15 protein-coding genes and 2 pseudogenes are annotated in these 17,071 nt (G+C 67.2%); 6 read left to right on the top strand and 11 right to left on the bottom strand.

The window, feature by feature from the left end:
• Nucleotides 1-5: 5 nt before the first annotated feature.
• Nucleotides 6-3,779 (bottom strand): trifunctional transcriptional regulator/proline dehydrogenase/L-glutamate gamma-semialdehyde dehydrogenase, encoded by a 3,774-nt coding sequence (putA, locus tag ACQY4K_RS18230; RefSeq protein ID WP_428391611.1) that lies wholly within the window; start codon nt 3,777-3,779, stop codon nt 6-8.
• 205 nt (nt 3,780-3,984) lie between these two features.
• Between putA and ACQY4K_RS18225 the strand changes: the two genes are divergently transcribed.
• Nucleotides 3,985-4,206 (top strand): hypothetical protein, encoded by a 222-nt coding sequence (locus ACQY4K_RS18225; protein WP_428391610.1) that lies wholly within the window; start codon nt 3,985-3,987, stop codon nt 4,204-4,206.
• A gap of 27 nt (nt 4,207-4,233) precedes the next feature.
• Here the strand turns inward: ACQY4K_RS18225 and ACQY4K_RS18220 are convergent, their stop codons facing one another.
• The 6 genes from ACQY4K_RS18220 to ACQY4K_RS18195 all read right to left on the bottom strand — a co-directional run bounded on the left by ACQY4K_RS18220 (nt 4,234) and on the right by ACQY4K_RS18195 (nt 8,172).
• Nucleotides 4,234-4,677: a DMT family transporter gene (locus ACQY4K_RS18220; protein WP_428391609.1), complete on the bottom strand. Its 444-nt coding sequence runs from the start codon at nt 4,675-4,677 to the stop codon at nt 4,234-4,236.
• On the bottom strand, nt 4,674-5,153 hold the full coding sequence (locus tag ACQY4K_RS18215; RefSeq protein ID WP_428391608.1) for a DUF421 domain-containing protein: 480 nt from the start codon (nt 5,151-5,153) through the stop codon (nt 4,674-4,676). Before ACQY4K_RS18215 ends, ACQY4K_RS18220 begins: the two co-directional genes overlap by 4 nt.
• Nucleotides 5,154-5,167: 14 nt before the next feature.
• Nucleotides 5,168-5,683: a hypothetical protein gene (locus tag ACQY4K_RS18210; protein ID WP_428391607.1), complete on the bottom strand. Its 516-nt coding sequence runs from the start codon at nt 5,681-5,683 to the stop codon at nt 5,168-5,170.
• A gap of 71 nt (nt 5,684-5,754) precedes the next feature.
• Complete coding sequence (locus ACQY4K_RS18205; RefSeq protein WP_428391606.1) at nt 5,755-6,996, bottom strand: NAD(P)/FAD-dependent oxidoreductase; 1,242 nt, start codon at nt 6,994-6,996, stop codon at nt 5,755-5,757.
• A gap of 4 nt (nt 6,997-7,000) precedes the next feature.
• Nucleotides 7,001-7,732: a 3-oxoacyl-ACP reductase FabG gene (gene fabG, locus ACQY4K_RS18200; RefSeq protein ID WP_428391605.1), complete on the bottom strand. Its 732-nt coding sequence runs from the start codon at nt 7,730-7,732 to the stop codon at nt 7,001-7,003.
• Nucleotides 7,729-8,172, bottom strand: a complete 444-nt coding sequence (locus ACQY4K_RS18195) for a phosphotransferase (protein WP_428391604.1) — start codon at nt 8,170-8,172, stop codon at nt 7,729-7,731. The genes fabG and ACQY4K_RS18195 overlap by 4 nt, the downstream gene beginning before the upstream one ends.
• A gap of 90 nt (nt 8,173-8,262) precedes the next feature.
• Between ACQY4K_RS18195 and ACQY4K_RS18190 the strand changes: the two genes are divergently transcribed.
• Genes ACQY4K_RS18190 through ACQY4K_RS18170 form a run of 5 tightly spaced genes read left to right on the top strand, consistent with a single transcriptional unit; the run spans nt 8,263 to nt 13,308 of the window.
• Entirely contained in the window at nt 8,263-9,264 is a 1,002-nt protein-coding gene (locus ACQY4K_RS18190; RefSeq protein WP_428391603.1) for a substrate-binding domain-containing protein, read from the top strand.
• A 19-nt stretch (nt 9,265-9,283) separates the two neighbouring features.
• Nucleotides 9,284-10,765 carry a sugar ABC transporter ATP-binding protein gene (locus ACQY4K_RS18185; RefSeq protein ID WP_428391602.1) on the top strand — a complete coding sequence of 494 codons (1,482 nt, stop codon included), beginning with the start codon at nt 9,284-9,286 and terminating at the stop codon, nt 10,763-10,765.
• Nucleotides 10,758-11,768, top strand: coding sequence for an ABC transporter permease (locus tag ACQY4K_RS18180; protein ID WP_428391601.1), 1,011 nt, complete (start codon nt 10,758-10,760; stop codon nt 11,766-11,768). Before ACQY4K_RS18185 ends, ACQY4K_RS18180 begins: the two co-directional genes overlap by 8 nt.
• Nucleotides 11,765-12,748: an ABC transporter permease gene (locus ACQY4K_RS18175; protein ID WP_428391600.1), complete on the top strand. Its 984-nt coding sequence runs from the start codon at nt 11,765-11,767 to the stop codon at nt 12,746-12,748. Before ACQY4K_RS18180 ends, ACQY4K_RS18175 begins: the two co-directional genes overlap by 4 nt.
• Nucleotides 12,745-13,308: a hypothetical protein gene (locus tag ACQY4K_RS18170; RefSeq protein WP_428391599.1), complete on the top strand. Its 564-nt coding sequence runs from the start codon at nt 12,745-12,747 to the stop codon at nt 13,306-13,308. The genes ACQY4K_RS18175 and ACQY4K_RS18170 overlap by 4 nt, the downstream gene beginning before the upstream one ends.
• Nucleotides 13,309-13,338: 30 nt before the next feature.
• Here ACQY4K_RS18170 and ACQY4K_RS18165 read toward each other — a convergent pair.
• The 4 genes and pseudogenes from ACQY4K_RS18165 to ACQY4K_RS18150 all read right to left on the bottom strand — a co-directional run.
• Nucleotides 13,339-13,512, bottom strand: a pseudogene (locus ACQY4K_RS18165) (transposase); the annotation flags it as partial.
• Nucleotides 13,513-13,571: 59 nt separating this feature from the next.
• Complete coding sequence (locus tag ACQY4K_RS18160; RefSeq protein ID WP_428391598.1) at nt 13,572-15,140, bottom strand: hypothetical protein; 1,569 nt, start codon at nt 15,138-15,140, stop codon at nt 13,572-13,574.
• A gap of 151 nt (nt 15,141-15,291) precedes the next feature.
• Nucleotides 15,292-15,414: pseudogene (locus ACQY4K_RS18155) on the bottom strand (DUF2283 domain-containing protein); the annotation flags it as partial.
• A 255-nt stretch (nt 15,415-15,669) separates the two neighbouring features.
• The gene (locus ACQY4K_RS18150) at nt 15,670-17,055 is read right to left on the bottom strand and encodes an inorganic phosphate transporter (RefSeq protein ID WP_428391597.1); all 1,386 of its coding nucleotides are present in this window, start codon (nt 17,053-17,055) and stop codon (nt 15,670-15,672) included.
• Between the last annotated feature and the right edge of the window lie 16 nt (nt 17,056-17,071).

Raw genomic sequence — 17,071 nt, 5'->3', positions numbered from 1 at the left:
TTGGCCTAGCCGATCGACATCAGGCTGGCATTGCCGCCGGCGGCGGCGGTGTTGATGCTGAGGCTGCGTTCGCGCAGCAGGAACTCCAAGGGGTAGCCGTCCGGCGTCGCGGCGAACACCGGCACGAGCGGGCCGCCCTCCGCGTCTGCGATGCGGATGCAGAAATCACGCAGCGCATCGCTGTCGCCTTCGAACAGCGCACGCATGGGGGACGCGCCGCTCTCGCACCAGTACGGGCGCAGGCTCACGGGAAGCGAGTCGAGCAGGTCGCGATGACGTGCAGGCTCGGAAATCAAAGCGATGTTGCCAGTGGCGAACGATGCCGCCAGTTGCGCGCAAAGCCCCTTGCGCGTGGCGGCGGCGCAGAGCACCGCGCCCACGGGATGCAGGCTGTAGCTGTTGCGCTCGCCGACGGGCCCGGGCAGCAGCAGGTCCGCGCCGAGCGGCGAGCGGGCGGCGATGTCGCGCACACGCTGCGCGAGTGCCACCTCGCCGGCGGCTTCGAGATGATCCGCGAGGATGCGCGCGGCGTCGGTCGCCTGGCCGCACGGCAGCCCGCAATCGTCGGGGGCGCGGGCAAGCAGACGGCGCAGGCTCAGCGGGCCGCCTGCCTTCGGTCCGGTGCCGGACAGGCCGTGACCGCCGAACGGCTGGCTGCCGACGACGGCGCCGACGATGTTGCGGTTGACGTAGATGTTGCCGGCGGGCGCCCGCAGGGTGACGTGCGCGATGGTCTCGTCGAGACGGGTGTGGACGCCGAAGGTGAGCGCGTAGCCGGTGGCGGCGAGCGCGTCGAGCAGGCCGTCCAGCGCCTCGCGCTTGTAGCGCAGCACATGCAGCACCGGCCCGAACACCTCGCCGGGCAGCTCGGACACGTTCGCGATTTCGATCAGGGTGGGTGCGACGAAGCAACCGACGGCGCATTCCTCGGGGAATGCGAGGCTGTGCACCGCGTGGCCGGCTGCCTGCATGCGCGCGATGTGGCCCACGATGGTGTCGCGGGCGGCCTCGTCGATCACCGGGCCGATATCGGTGTGCAGGCGCGACGGATCGCCGAGACGCAATTCCGCCATCGCGCCGCGCAGCATCGCCAGGGTGCGCTCGGCGATGTCCTCCTGCAGGCACAGCAGGCGAAGCGCCGAGCAGCGCTGGCCCGCCGAGTTGAAGGCGCTGTGCAGCGCATCAGTCACCACCTGCTCGGCCAGGGCGGAGCTATCGACGATCATCGCATTCTGGCCGCCGGTCTCGGCGATCAGCGGGATCGGCCGGCCCTCTGGGCTCAGCCGCGGCGCCAAGCCGCGCGCAATCGAGCGCGCGACCGCGGTCGAGCCGGTGAAGAGAACGCCGGCTGCATCGTCATGCGCGACCAGGGCAGCGCCGATCTCGCCGTCTCCGGGCACCAGCTGCAAGGCTGCGTCCGGCACACCGGCTGCGTGCAGCAGACGCACCGCTTCGGCGGCGATCAGCGGGGTCTGTTCGGCGGGCTTGGCCAGCACCGCGTTACCCGCCGCGAGCGCCGCCGCCACCTGGCCGGTGAAGATCGCCAGCGGAAAGTTCCACGGGCTGATGCAGACGACCGCGCCGAGTGGGCGGTGGGTGTCGTTGGAGAAATCCTGCCTGATGGATGCCGCGTAATAGCGCAGGAAATCTACCGCCTCGCGGACTTCGCCGAACGCGTCCGGTAGCGTCTTGCCGGCCTCGCGCACGATCAGCCCAATCAGCGGCTCCGTGCGCGCTTCAATCGCGCTTGCGGCACGCTCCAGGATTGCCGCGCGCTCTTCGGGCGGCGTCGCGCGCCAAAGCGACAGCCCCTCGGCCGCACGTTCGAACAATGCCGGCACCTCCTCGACAGGGGTGTGGCGAACCTGGCCGACATGATCGCTCGCATCGGCCGGGTTGCACACCGCGATCAGGCCGAAGGCGGCGACCGGAGGTTCGGCCTGCCAGCTTCGCGTGGTACTGGCGAGCAGAGCCGCGGCGAGCGAGGCCAGGCGCTGCTCGCTGGCGAAGTCCAGCCCCTCGGAGTTGCGCCGGGTCGGGCCAAACAGCGCGCTTGGCAGGGCAATCCGCGGATCGCCGGCACCAACCGGCAAGCGGGCAGCCACTTCGGCGACAGGATCGGCGATCAGCGCCTCGACTGGCACCCGCGCATCGCCGATCCGGTTGACGAACGAGCTGTTCGCACCGTTCTCCAGCAGCCGGCGCACCAGATAGGCGAGCAGCGTCTCATGGCTGCCGACGGGGGCGTAGATCCGGCACGGGCGGTCGAGCTTGAGGGCGCCGACCACCTCCTCATAGAGCGGCTCGCCCATGCCGTGCAGGCACTGGAACTCGTAGCGGTCGGGGGCGAAGTCGGGCCCGGCCATCGCATGCACCGACGCCAGGGTGCGGGCATTATGGGTGGCGAATTGCGCGAATACCGCGTCGGGTGCTGCGAGCAGGCGACGGGCGCAAGCAAGGTAGCTTACGTCGGTATGCGCCTTTCGGGTAAACACCGGAAAGCCCTCAAGCCCGTCCTGCTGGGCGCGCTTGATTTCGCTGTCCCAGTAGGCGCCCTTGACCAGGCGCAGCATGATCCGCCGACCCGTTGCGCGGGCCAGGCCGACGATCCAATCGATCACGAAGGGGCTGCGCTTCTGATACGCCTGCACGACGAAGCCGATACCGCTCCAGCCCTCCAGGCTCGGCGCATGGCAGAGTGCTTCAAGCAGGTCGAGCGAGAGGTCCAGACGCTCGCTCTCCTCGGCGTCGATGTTCAGGCCGATATCGTAGCGGCGGGCCAGCAGCGCGAGGCCGGCCAAACGCGGCAGCAGTTCCGCCAACACCCGCTCGCGCTGCGCCCGGCAGTAGCGCGGATGCAAAGCGGAGAGCTTGATGGAAATCCCCGGCCCCTCGATGATGCCGCGACGCGCAGAGGCGCGGCCGATGGCGTGGATCGCCTGCTCGTAGTCGGCGCAGTAGCGCGCGGCGTCCGCGGCAGTCAGCGCCGCCTCGCCGAGCATGTCGTAGGAGTGCCTAAAGCCCTGCCGCTCCAGACGGCGGGCATTAGCGAGCGCCTCGGCGATGGTCTGGCCGCTGACGAACTGCTCGCCCATCATGCGCATCGCCAGATCGACGCCGCGTCGTATCAGCGGCTCGCCGCCACGCCCGATCAGCCTGGTCAGGGCCGCACTCAGCCCGCTCTCGCTGCTGGTCGCGGTCAGCCGGCCGGTGATCACCAGCCCCCAGGTCGCGGCATTGACGAACAGCGACGGCGAACGACCGAGATGGGACTGCCAATTGCCGGTGCTGATCTTGTCGCGGATCAGCGCGTCGCGGGTGGCGCGGTCGGGGACGCGCAGCAACGCCTCGGCCAGGCACATCAGGGCCACCCCCTCCTGGCTGGAGAGGTCGTACTCCTTGACCAGCCCCTCGACGCCGCCGCGCGCCGGCTTGCCGCGCAGGCGCTCGACCAGGGTGCGAGCGAGCCGGTCCGCCTGCTCGGCCTCGTGCGCCGAGAGCTCGGCCGCGGGCAGCAGCATCGCCACGGCATCCTCCTCGGCGATGCGGCAGGCGGCGGTGATCCGCGCGCGGCCAACGCTCTGCGGTTGCACAGACTTGGCAAACGCAAGAAACGGCTGCGTTACGGGATGCGCGGCTGGCGACAATGTGGGTCCATCAACAGCCGCGACGATCGCCTGCTTGGCGAACCCGTGCGGGGTGCGACCCTCGTTGCGGGCCGCCTCGCGCAGGCGCATCCGAAGCGCCTCGTCGATCTTCACACCAATGGTGCTGGCCATCCAGGTCCCGCCGGGTTGCACCCCAAACTGCCATTGGCGCATGTCAGGTGCAACCCAAGGCGTACCACCTCTGCAGCCAGTACTATCATTATTTTCGTGATCAGGGCTCCAAGTGAGCATCTGCACGGTGCATCTTCATCATTTGGTAATTCTGCACGGTGCATCGTTGCGAACGTTGCACCACCAGCAAGAGGAGTGCCGCCTCGTGATCGCCAAAGTCGGGCCTACAAGGCGGCTTGGCCGCCGGGCCACGGTGCCTGGGATCTCGGCCCTGGCCCTGATCGAGATGATCGGCATCGCAGCCTCTCTGGTCTGCGGGAGCACCCTGATCAGCCGGACGATCGGCGGCCCTTCCTTGCTTGTGGCCGGGCTGCATGAGCCGGCGCCGGACACCCAAACGAACCGCGCACCGGCATCAGTGCGTTGACCTTCGGCACGGCAACGGCCGTTTGCCTCAGAAGATGCAGATCAGCGTCATGCCGCCGAGCATGATTACCCCACCGATGATCCGCCAGATATTTACAGGATGTACCGAAAAGCCGAGCAGCCCGTAATTATCGAGCACGATCGCGGCGATCATCGTCGATGTAATGACCAGACCGTTGAAGGCAGCACCACCGAGGCGCCCGGCATAGAGCAGCGTGGTGATCACCGGCACACCTGCGATCGCGGTTCCCGCCCAGGCCCACCACGGCGTGCCGGCGATACTGGCCAGGCTCGGAAAGCGTTCGCGCGTCACCAGCACGCCCACGAACAGCACGGAGCCTGCGATCGCGCAGACCATCACTGACGCCCACCAGGGGCGACCGAGCGTCTCGGTAAGCTTGGCGTTGGTGCCGGAATGGACCGCATTGAGGATGCCTGCGAGGAACGGCACCGCGTAGAGCAGGATGTTCATTGCGCGGACGCCTCCCGCTCGACGTCAGAATCGCCCTCGATCGCCTCGATGATCGACACCTTGCCGTCACGCTCGGCAATGGCGTAGCGGACCTGGTGCATGCCGCGCAACCCGCGCTGGCGGCACGCGGCAAGCACGTCCTGCTCCTGCAGACGCAGCCAGCGCATGCGCCGCTCGTGCCATTGTCCCTTCTCGAAGATCACGACCGGCGTGCCGTCGATCAGATGCTCAACCCTGATCGAGCGCGCCTTCGCCCAGGAGACGAAGATGTGCATGATGCCGATGGTGCAGATCGCGGTATAGGCGGCGGTCAGCGAATGGTCGGTGCCGAGGACCGAGGTGATCGCGGAACCGCCGAACAGGAACAGCACGATGAGGTCGAACGGCGCCATCTGGCTGGCGGTGCGACGACCGATCAGCCGCACCGCCAGCAGCAGGATCCAGTAGGCGGCGGCGGCACGCAGGACGATCCCCATGGCATGGTCCTACGTCAGGGAACAACGAACGGGGTCAGGGCCAGCGCCGGCCTGCCGTCGAGCCGCAGCGTGAGCGGCACGAAGCCGATGCCGCTGGGCTCGGCGAACAGCCGCACCTCGTCCCCCTGGCAGGGTGACGCGCCGAGCGCGTAATGCAGCAGCATGCCGCCCGCGCGTGGGGTGATGGAAGCCGGCCGCGGCATGATGTTTCGCAGCCCCATCGGTTCGATGAATTTGTTGCTTAGCCAGATCGTGGTGTCGCCGCCGCAGGCGCGCGGCGAAAGATGCAGCGTGATCATCGTCTGGCTGCCAAAGCGCGCGACCCGCTCGAAGTCGGCGGTGAGGCCGCTGGCCGGAGACGACAGGCTGCGATGGCTGAACGGACCGTGTCCGAGCAGCCCGGCCAGTGCGGCGAGGACGACGACCACCATGAACGCACGCCCGACGATCTCGGCGATGCGCCAGCGATTTTCGAAATCGGCGTTATAGCCAACCTCGACCTCGCCATCGATGGATTCGAACGCACGCATGCCTGGCTCCGAAGTGCAGCCTCGATCAACGAGGCGGGAGCGGCAGGGTTGCGGCGCCTATGCTGCGACGCCTACTGGCGCCGCCGCAGGCTCAAGATATAGTAGGCGGCCTTGAAGGCGAGCACCGAAGGCAAGGTGCGCATGTCGCGCGCGAGGTTGCCGGCGAGCAGCGAGACCAGGCCGTCGCGCATGCCGAGCGCGTTGCTGGGCGACATGAACATCGCCCGGAGTGCTGGCGTGTTGATGCGCGCAATCAGCCAGGCAATACGTGCCATCGAGGCGCGCAACGCGCGTTCGTTACGGCGCGCGATGGCGTTGCCGCGGACCGGATCGTCGAGCCAGGCATCGGCGGCGTCGGCCCCGAGTTCGCCCGCGGTCATCGCCAGCAGCACGCCGGACGAGAACACTGGATCGGTAAAGGCAAAGGCGTCGCCGATCATGCAGCTGTTCTCGGTCCAGGAGCGATGCGCCTGATAGCCGTAATTGGCCGCACCCATCACGTCGGAGACGCGCGTGGCGCCTTGCATCCGCGCGCCGACCGTGGGGCTGGCGGCGATGCGGTCGTCGAGGAGTGCCGCGAGCGACCCGGCGCGGCCCTTGAACGCGGCGGCGGTGCCGACAAAGCCGACGCTCATGACGCCGTCCGGCAGCGGGATCAGCCAGAACCAGCCATCCTCGGCGAGATGCACGCTGATGTAGCCTTCCCGCGCGCCCGTGCGCGCCTCGGCACCGCGGTAATGCGCGAACACCGACGCGGAATTGTGCCGCTTGTCGGACTGCCGGTTGCCCAGCGCATGCGCGAGGAAGCCATCGCGGCCGGAGGCATCGAGGATGTAGCGCGGCAGGAAGCGGTGCTCCGCCCATTCGGCGTCACCGCGCGCGCGAACGACCTGACGGCCGTATGGCCCGGGCTCGACCGCAAGCGCGCGTGTGCGCTCGAAGCCGCGCGCCCCTTTTGCCACCGCGTTGTCGAACAGGATCTTGTCGAACGCCGCACGCTGGACCTGGTAGGCGTGCGCCGGCCCCCGCCTGACGCTGACGCTGAACGGAAAGGCCACGCTCTGCCCGGTCGTGTCGGAGACGAACTCGGCGCCGCGCTTGCACACGGCGATGGCGTCGACCGCGTTGCTGACGCCGAGACGTTCGAGAATGGCGAGGTTGCGCGGCAGCAGCGACTCGCCGATCTGAAAGCGCGGATGCGCCTGCTTCTCAAGCAGCACGACATCGCGGCCACGCGCCGCCAGCAGCGCCGCCGCCGTGGCACCGGCCGGACCACCACCGATCACCAGCACGTCACACAGTTCAGGGCTCACCCGATCATCCCGCCCCAATCATGCCACCATTCACGCCGATGGTCTGCCCGGTGACGTAACTGGCCGCGTCCGAGGCGAGGAATCCGACCAGGGAGGCGACCTCCTCGGGCCGCCCGGCGCGTTTCATCGGCACCATCGTGGCGATTGTCCCCGCGTCGAAGGCTGCGTCGGAGGCCGGCGAGGCGATCACGCCGGGGGCGACGGCGTTGACCGTGACGCCGCGGCTGGCGAGTTCGCGCGCGAGCGAGCGGACCGCCCCTTCGAGCCCGGCCTTGGCGGCGGCGTAGTTGACCTGGCCGCGATTGCCGAGTGCTGCCGCCACCGAGGACAACGCGATCACCCGGCCCCAGCGCGTCGCCATCATCGGCAGCAGCAGCGGCCGGGTAGCGTTGTAGAAGCCGTCGAGCGAGACCGCGAGCACGCGGCGCCATTGTGCTGCCGACATGCCGGCGAGCGGGACGTCGTCATGCGCGCCGGCATTGTGGACGATGACCTGCACCGGTTCGGCCGCTTGCGCGAAGGTGGCGAAGGCGGCGGCACTCGCCTCGAAGTCGGCGAGGTCGCAGACCAGCCGGTCGGCGGCATGGCCGTCCTGGCGGAGTCGTGCCACCAGCCGATCGGCCGCATCGGGATTGGCGTGGGCATGCACCGTGACGTGCATCCCGTCCTCGGCAAGCCGGCGGCAGATCGCGCTGCCGATCGCCGAAGCGCCGCCGGTGACCAAAGCCCGCCTCATTGTCTCGGCAACACGCCCGGGAAGATGATTGTCCCGCGCCCGGCAAGGAGCAGCCCGCCGCCCTCGCTGAGCAGCCGGAACCCGTAGATCATGCCGCTCGGGTCGTCGAATTCCAGCATCGTCTCGATCATGAGCAGCCCGTACGCGGCATCGTCAAGCCGGGGACCGCCGATTGCGTCCAGGCGCAGCCCGGCGACGTAACCCTGCGGCTGCGCCACCCCGCCGGCGCGCAGCGCACCGTGCAGCGCCGCGGCCTGAAACGCATACTCCGCACCGCAGACCATCGAGAGCTGACCGGCACGCCGCAGCGGGTTGTCCGCGTCCAGGTGCGAGCGCGCGGTCGCGGTGATGGCAGCCGCCGACCACGAGCGCACACTGTCCAGCAGGCACATCGTCCCCTGGTGCGGGAGCAGCGCCTGGATACCCGTGCGGTCGATCACGCCGTTTACAAGTCCGGGATCGTGCTGAATGATTGCGCTGCCAAACAGCGTTCGCGGTCGCGGACAGCAAGAACAAGGCGGGAGAGAAACATGATGAACCGGCGCGCGACACTCAAGAGCATGGCAGCGGTGTCAGCGGTCGCGGCCGCGGGATGGCCGCTCGCGGCACGGGCGGCCGAGCCCGACATGGTGACGGTCGCCAAGATCATCGGCATCCCCTGGTTCAATCTGGTCGATAAGGGGATCGTGGAGGGCGGCCAGAAATTCGACATCAACGCCACCATGATCGGCCCCGCGCATGTCGATCCGGCGCAGCAGGTGTCGATGGTCGAGGACCTGATCGCCAAGAAGGTGCAGGTCATCGGCCTGATCCCGCTCGATGTAAAGGTGCTGGGGCCGGTGCTCAAGCGCGCGCAGGATGCCGGCATCATCGTCATCACCCAGGAAGGGCCGAACCAGGACAACCGCACCTGGGATGTCGAGATGATCAACAGCAAGGTGTTCGGCGAGACCCAGATGAAGGCACTCGCCGGCTTCATGGGCGGGAAGGGCGAATACATCCTGATGGTCGGCACCCTGACCACGCCGCTGCACAACAAGTGGGCCGACGCCGCCATCGCCTACCAGAAAGCGCATTACCCCAACATGAAGCTGGCAACGTCGCGGTTTCCGGGCGCGGACGAGGTGGACACCGCCGAGCAGGTCATGCGCACCGTGCTGCAGGCCTATCCGAAGGTGCGCGGGGTCATCGGCTTCGGCTCGAACGGCGCGATCGGCGCCGGCAACGTGGTGCATCAGCGCCATCTGCAGCACAAGATCGCAATCCTCGGCACCGCCATCCCCTCGCAGGTCAAGCCGCTGCTGATGAACGGCTCGGTGCGCGAATGTTTCGTCTGGAGCCCGAAAGATGCCGGGTTCGCGATGGTTGCGGTCGCAAATCTCACACTCAAGAAGGCGGATTTCCATGACGGCATGGACATCCCCGGCCTCGGCAAGGCTAACGTCGATGTCCCCGGCAAGCTGATCAGCGTCAACCGCATCCTGACCATCAACAAGCAGACGGTCGACGGGCTGATCGCACAAGGCCTGTAGAGCAACACACGCCGCACCCATGCCCGATTTCCTGCGTCTGCGCGCGATCTCCAAGCGCTTCGGCGGAGTTGCGGCCCTCAAGGATGTGGATTTCGACGTCGCCGTCGGCGAGATCCATTGCCTGGCCGGCGAGAACGGTTCCGGCAAGTCGACGCTGATCAAGATCGTCTCCGGCGTGCAGCCGGCGGAGGCGGGCGGCAGCATCCGCGTAGCGGGTGAGACGGTGCCGCACCTCACCCCCGCCGAGAGCATCCGTCGCGGCATCCAGGTGATCTACCAGGACCTCTCTGTGTTCACCAATCTGACCGTGGCGGAGAACATCGCGGTCGGGCTGCATCGCGGCGTGCACCTGGTGCGCACGCGCGCCATACGCGAGACGGCGGCGGCGGCGATCGCGCGGATCGGGGTGTCGCTCGATCTCGACGCGTTTGCCGCCGATCTGCCGATCGCGCAGCGCCAGCTGGTGGCGATCTGCCGGGCGCTGGCGGCGGACGCGCGGCTGGTGATCATGGACGAGCCCACCGCGTCGCTGACCCGGCACGAGGTGGATGCGCTGCTGGCGCTCGCCCTGGAACTCAAGCGGCGCGGCATCGCGGTGATGTTCGTCAGCCACCGGCTCGACGAGGTGCTCGAAATCGCCGACCGCGTCACCGTGCTGCGCAATGGCGAGAAGGTCGGCACGTTCGAGGCCGCCGGCATGACCGGCGAGCGGCTCGGCGAGCTGATGACCGGCAAGCTGTTCGACTACAGCCTGCGCGCGCCGCCGGGCACACTCGGCGAGACCGTGCTCTCGGTGCGCAATCTGTCGCGCGCCGGCGACTACCGCGAGATCACACTCGACGTGCGGGCGGGCGAGATTCTCGGCATCATCGGACGCCTCGGCTCCGGGCGCACCGAACTCGCTCTGTCGCTGTTCGGCATGAACCCACCGGACGGGGGCGAAATCCTCATACGCGGCGAGCCGTTGACCCGGCACCAGACAAGCGAGGCGATCCGGCGCGGCATCGCCTATGTCTCGGAGGATCGCCTGTCGCTGGGGCTGGTCATGCCACAATCGGTCGCGGCCAACATCATCCTGGCCGTCATTGAACGGCTGGGCCGCCGCCTCGGCCTGATCCCCACGCCGCTGCGCGCCTCCACAGTGGTGCATTGGATCGAGGCCCTCGGCATCAAGGTCGCCAATCCCGACAATGCGGTCAGCACGCTCTCCGGCGGCAACCAGCAGCGTGTGGTACTGTCGAAATGGCTGGCCACGGCACCCAGCCTGCTGATTCTGGACAGCCCGACCGTGGGCGTGGATATCGGCGCCAAGGACGGCATCTACGCCATCGTCCGCAAGCTGGCCGCGGACGGCCTCGCCGTGATCATGATCTCCGACGAGATCGGCGAGGTCTTTTATCACACCGATCGCGTGCTGATCATGCGCGACGGTCATGTGCATGGCGAGATCGTACCAGGGGACAGCACGCCCGAGGCGCTCAAGCAGGCCCTCGATGCTTAGAAGCTTCCGGCGCAGCCACGAGTTCCGGCTGCTGATCGTGACGGCCCTGATGGTGGTGGCGCTTTCGCTCGCCAGCCCGCGCTTCCTTACCGCGCAGAATGCGCTGGACCTGCTGACCGCGGCGTCGTTTACGGGCATGTGCGCCGCCGGACTGCTGGTGGTGCTGATTTCCGGCGGCATCGACATCTCGTTCACCGCGATCGCCTCGGTGGCGCAATATGTCGGCGTGGTGCTGGTGCTGCACTGGCACGGTGGCTGGTCGATGCTGTTGGCACTCGGGCTTGGCATCGGCACCCTGCTCGGGCTGGTCAACGCGGTGCTGATCAGCAGCTTGCGCATCTCGAGCATCATCGTCTCGATCGCCATGCTGAACGTCTATTACGGGCTGCTGATGTATTTCAGCGGCGGCAACCAGCTCTATGCGCTGCCGGACTGGTTTCTCGATGCCTTCTCCTGGGTCGTCTATACCGACGCGCAACAGAATCCGTATGTGCTGAACGCGCAGATCATCGGCCTGTTCGTTTGTTTCGGCCTGGCGTGGCTGCTGCTCAACCGCACCAGCATCGGGCGCCAGATCTATGCCCTCGGCGGCAATCCGGAGGCCGCAGCCCGTGTCGGTTTCAACGCATTGCGGCTCAACCTGGTGGTCTATGGCTTCCTCGGCTGCGTCTCCGGTCTTGCGGCCCTGGCACAGGGGCAGCTCGCGCAGTCGATCGCGCCCAGCGTGCTGGTCGGGCGCGAGCTCGACGTGCTGGCCGCGGTCGTGCTCGGCGGCGCCAGCCTTACCGGCGGCCAGGGCAGCGTGCTCGGCATGATGCTCGGCGTCGCTTTGCTCGCGATCATGCAGAACGGGCTGATCCTGCTCGGCCTGTCGTCGTACTGGACGCAGTTCTTCGATGGCGCGGTGATCCTGGTCGCCGTCTCCACCCTGTCGTGGGAGCGGCGACGCCAGGCTGCGGCCAGACGCCGGGTCATCGCGCAGCAGCAGCAGGCCATCCAATGAGGATCAGCGCCACCAATCGCGGCCTGCTGGCGCTGCTCGCTTTGCTGGTGGCGCTGTTTGGCGCACTGCTCGGCGGCTCGCTGTTCTCCGTAGGCTCCCTGCAATCGATGGCGTTGCAGGTGCCGCAACTCGGCCTGCTGTCGCTGGCGATGATGGTGGCCCTCCTGTCCGGCGGCCTCGATCTGTCGATCATCGCGGTGGCCGATTTCAGCGCCCTGGTCTCGGGCTATCTGCTCGTGCATCTGGTTCCCACCCATCCGGCCGGGCTCGCCGTGGCCTCCCAGATCGGCGCCCTCTGCGTGGGCCTGCTGGTCGCCTGCGCCATCGGCGCGCTGAACGGTCTGATCATCGCCTATCTCGATGTCTCGCCGATCCTGACGACGCTCGGCACGATGACGATGATCAAGGGACTGGCCATTGGCCTCACCCATGGCGGCGTGATCGCGGGCTTTCCGCCGCTGGTGCTGTTCCTCGGCAATGCCAGCCTGCTCGACATACCGGTGGCGCTGATCGTGCTGCTGCTGGTGGCGGCCCCGATCGCGGTGATGCTGAACCATTCGCCGTTCGGCAACCTGGTGGCGATGATCGGCTCCAACGAGCCGGCGGTGCGCTACTCCGGCATCGACACGCGCCGGGTACTGGTGCGCATCTATGCCCTGTCCGGGCTGCTGGCAGGGCTTGGCGGCGTGATCATGATGGCGCGCTTCAACTCCGCCAACGCCGCTTACGGCGAGAGCTTCCTGCTGGTCACGGTGCTCGCCGGCGTGCTCGGCGGCATCGATCCGATGGGCGGTTTCGGCAAGGTCAGCGGCCTGCTCATCGCACTGGCAATCCTGCAACTGATCAGCACCGCCTTCAACCTGCTCGGCTTCAGCGGCTTCCTGACACTCACCATCTGGGGCGCCACACTGATCGCGGTCGCAGGGGTCAACCTGCTGCGTCGTCACCTGCAACCATTGCTGCGTCGGAGACCGTCATGAGCGAACCGGGATTTCCCGAATGGACCGCATCCGCCTGCCGCGAACTCGAGTCGATCGCACGCGCAGTCGATCCCGCCGTCTTCGATGGCCTGATCGAAGAGCTGCTGGCGGCGCGGCACATCGCCCTGCACGCGCTCGGCCGCGAAGGGCTGATGATGCGCGCACTCACCATGCGGCTGTTCCATCTCGGCCTGCCGGTGCATGTCGTCGGCGACATGACCACACCGCCGCTGCTGCAAGGCGACATGCTGCTGACCAGCGCCGGCCCCGGCACGCTCGACACCACCGCGGCCATGATGCGCATCGTCCGCAAGGCCGGCGGCCGCGTCCTCCTGCTCACCGCCGAGCCTGAGGCCGCGCTCGCCCCTCTCGCCGACCGCGTAATACTGATCCCCGCCCGCACCATGGCGCGCCCTTCCAGCGACCCCTCCCCCTTCACCATGGGCAGCGCCTTCGAGGCGATCCAATTCCTGTTCAGCGAATATCTAGTCACCCGTCTCGCCGAACGGCTGGGCGAAAGCGAAGACGGGATGCGGGCGCGGCATACCAATCTGGAGTAATACAAACGGCCCAACGTCATGACCTCTTGTCCATGATCTGGCGGCGATGGCGATGAGGGCGTTCCAGGCGGCGCAGCAAGCGTCGACGATGATATCGTAGCCGTCATGGACCCTGTTCGAGAGCTGCTCTCGCAGGTGTTCCCAGACGTTCCCCACCGGGTTCAGTTCCGGCGAATAGGATGGCAGGTGTAGCAGGCCGATATGCGGGTAGGCGCATCGCCGCCAGCAACGGGATTTATTTGAAAGAACGCTGCCCTGGGCGCTCAGGCAAAGACGATGCTGTGGCCCACATCGGTCACGCCGAGGAGGGTGATTTCGATGCCGGCGGGCGTCCCGGCGGGCAGGTTGATGAGGCTGTTGCCCCCCACGACTTTGACGGTCAGATCAGTCGGGGTCAGGCCGAACACGTCGATGCGGTCGATGTTCGGCTTGAAGCCGGAGATGGCGGTGGCGTTTGATACGATGTCGTTGAGCACGTCGAACGTTGCGGGCCCGTTGCCCTCGTTGATCGTGGCGTCGCCCGAACTGAGCACGACCTGGAGCGAGCCGTTGCCGCCGGTGACATAAAGGGGGTTGTTAATGCCGCCCTCCATGAAGATCAGGCTCGCGCCGTTACCGGTAAGGATCGACGTGGAGTCCTCAGGGTCGCCGGTGACAAGCATGTTGCCGCCTTGCCCCGTCACTCCGTGAGCTCCAATGATGGTGTCCGCGCCGCTGGCGCTGCCGATCACGTTCCCGGCGCCGAAGATGGCGTCGCCGTCCCGGGCGTTGACGACGGAACCGCCGACGATGGTGTCGCCGCCGCCGGCGCCGCCATTGACGGTGGCACTTCCGCCGAAGATCACGTCCGGAGCGGTGCCTCCGTCGATTGTCGTGTAGCTGGAGCTGCCGACGACGCTTTCACGGCCGGCGCCGGCGACGAGCAGGTCACTGCCGTAGGCGGACCCGAAAATCCGATCGCCGGCGGCCGCGCCGGTCAGGGTGGTGTTCGCATCGATGGCGTTCTCGGAGACCAGGATGTTGTTTCCACCGGCGCCTCCTGCGTACGTTCCCCCGCCCGCGCCGCCGAAGAGGGTCGCCGAGCCCGCGCCGCCGGTCACCGAACTTTGGTGGGCGCCGCCGACGAAGAGCAGCGAGCCCGAGCTGCCGAGCACCGTGACCTGGCCCAGGGATGCGGAGATGGTATCGGCGCCGGAGCCTGCCAGCACCGTGGTGCCCGGCATCGCCGCGTAGTACTGCGCGCCGCCGGGCAGGGTGACGGTCCCGGCGTCGACCGGCGCTACGGCGTCCGGCGCCCGCAAGGCCGCGATGACGCTGGCGGCACTGACCGCGACTCCCGAGGGGAGCGCCAGTTCCATCGAGCCGGAACCGGTGCCGTCCGAGGTCAACAGCGCCTGCCCGCCGGAGGTATCGGTCCCGTCGAACACAACGCCGTTGGCGACGACGGTGAGCGCGTCGGAGATGGAGGCGAGTCCGGGCACGCGGACGGGGACGGGTCCGGAGGCGGTGCCGTCGCTGACGGTGAGCGTGCCGGAGGCGCCGTTGCTGCCCGGGGCCGCGACGAACAGCATGTTGCCGGCGACGGCGGTGGAGCGGTGGGCGCCGGGCTGATCGCCCGCGGGCACGGCGACGGTCCCGGAGGCGGTGCCGTCCGACACAAGGACGCCATACAGGGTTGCGATGATCGGCTTGTCGCGCCAGTTCCGCAGGCCGGTGATCGAACCCGTGGCGCCGACGTCGAGGATCTGCGTCGTGTCGGACGCGGCGCCGTCCGAGGCATGAAGGTCTGTGTTCCTGGCGGCGTTTGCTGAAGAAAAAACGAAGCGATCCATCCGCTTAGCTCCCCGTTATTTCCAATGCAAAATTGTAGTCTGAGTCTCGGGTACCGACAATCCTCTGGCGGATCCGCCTTAGTAGCCTGCAGCTTGGGAGTCTGACGCCGCGGGCGTCCGCGCTTGCGGGTGCCGCCGATATCCAGGTCGCTCATGCTGCCTTGGCTCTGGCAGCGGCACTGCGTGCCGCAGCGCCTAGCACCTCGATGGCTAGGACATTGCCGTTGGCATCGAAATCGATCATCAGGCCAGGAGCGACTTCCCGGGTCTCGGCATAACGGGCCGGATCATCGGAAGGAGACGCTCACCGCATCCGCATCGAGATCATGATGAAACGTTATCATTATGGCCTGCTCTTGCAAGTAGGCTGTGATGACCAGAACTCTCAGCGTCCGCCCTCCACAATTCCTAGGCGAGATGGTCATCGCGGGCTGATCATTGTCGCTGGCGGCCATAGTCGAAAAGCGCACGACATCTCCCACCTGCTCCCTCGTAATGTCCCGCGTCGTTGCTTGCTGCGTGGGCCGAACTAAAATCCTGGATTGTTCAGAATGTAAAACAATCCTCCCGCCAGCAATATCGTGACCGGCAGCGTGAACAGCCACGCTAACCCGATCCGAACGAGGACACCTGTCTGCACGCCCTGGCCACCGGCGACCATCGTGCCGGTGATGCCCGAGGTGATGATATGCGTTGTGCTGACCGGCAGTCCGGTAAAGCCGGCCGTGCCGATGAGGACGGATCCTACCAGCTCCGCACTGGCTCCCTGCCCCGGTGTCATATGCTGCTTGCCCAGCCGCTCGCCGAGGGTTCGCACAACCCGCTTGTAGCCGACCATCGTACCGGCGCCGAGGCACACGGCGCTGAGCACGCGCACCCAGATCGGCGCGTAATGCACCGGCGGCCCCATGGTTTTGCGCAAGCCCGCAACCTTGGCGCGATCGGCCTTCGAGAGCCCTTTCGCCTCGCCCACATGCTTCAACTGGCTCAGCACTTCATACACGTCGCCACGCACTTGCGACCGTGCCGGATTTCGTGCGCCCGTTTGCGGCGCCGCCTCGTTCATCCGCACCAGTGCCTGCGCCGCCTGCACGCCACGATCCCTGCGGTCATCGCCATAGTGCCGGATCAGCGGGACCGCCAGGGCGGCATTCCTGCCGAGCTCAGAGAGCTGCGTCTGCGCGTTCGGGTTCAGCGCGTAGGTTGCCGGCATCAGTCCGATGATCGTCAGCATGATCAGCCCGATGCTTTTTTGACCATCGTTCGTGCCGTGTGAAAAACTCACACCCGTGCAGGTCAGGATCAGCAGTGCGCGCAGCCACCAGGTCGGCGGCGTATCGCCCTCGGGCGGCTCGAACAGATGGCCGCGCCGCACCACCAGCCGCAACACCCCATAAAGCCCGCCCGCCAACACGAAACCCAGGATCGGCGACACCGCCAGCGCCTCCAGCACCTTGACGATCTGGTGCCAGTCCACGCCCTGGCCGAGGGCGCGCGACTGCTGCAAAGCATCGCTCGCGGCGACGCCGATCAGCGAACCGATGATGCAGTGCGAACTGCTGTTCGGAATGCCAAAATACCAGGTCAGCATGTTCCAGAACAACGCCGACGCGAACAGCGAGACGAGCATCGGCACGGCCGGTGCGCCGTTGGGAGGCGTCAGCACGTCGGGCGGCAGGATTTCCACCAGCGCGTAGGCCACCGCGATGCCGCCCACCAGCACGCCGATGAAATTCAGGAGGCCGGACCAGATCACCGCCGGGATGGGCTTGAGCGAATTGGTGTAGATAACCGTCGCCACAGCATTCGAGGTATCGTGAAACCCGTTTGTCGCCTCGAACGCCAGCACCAAGAAGAAACATACCAACAGCATCGCGACAATGACGCCGGAAGACGGGTCGAAATGAACGAGCATGCTGTTCTCCTTGACC

Source organism: Lichenicoccus sp., from assembly GCF_965276875.1.
In the GTDB taxonomy this organism is placed as follows: Bacteria; Pseudomonadota; Alphaproteobacteria; order Acetobacterales; family Acetobacteraceae; genus Lichenicoccus.
The sequence above is the reverse complement of the archived record's forward strand: the minus strand, read 5'-3'. Positions and strand labels throughout refer to the sequence as shown.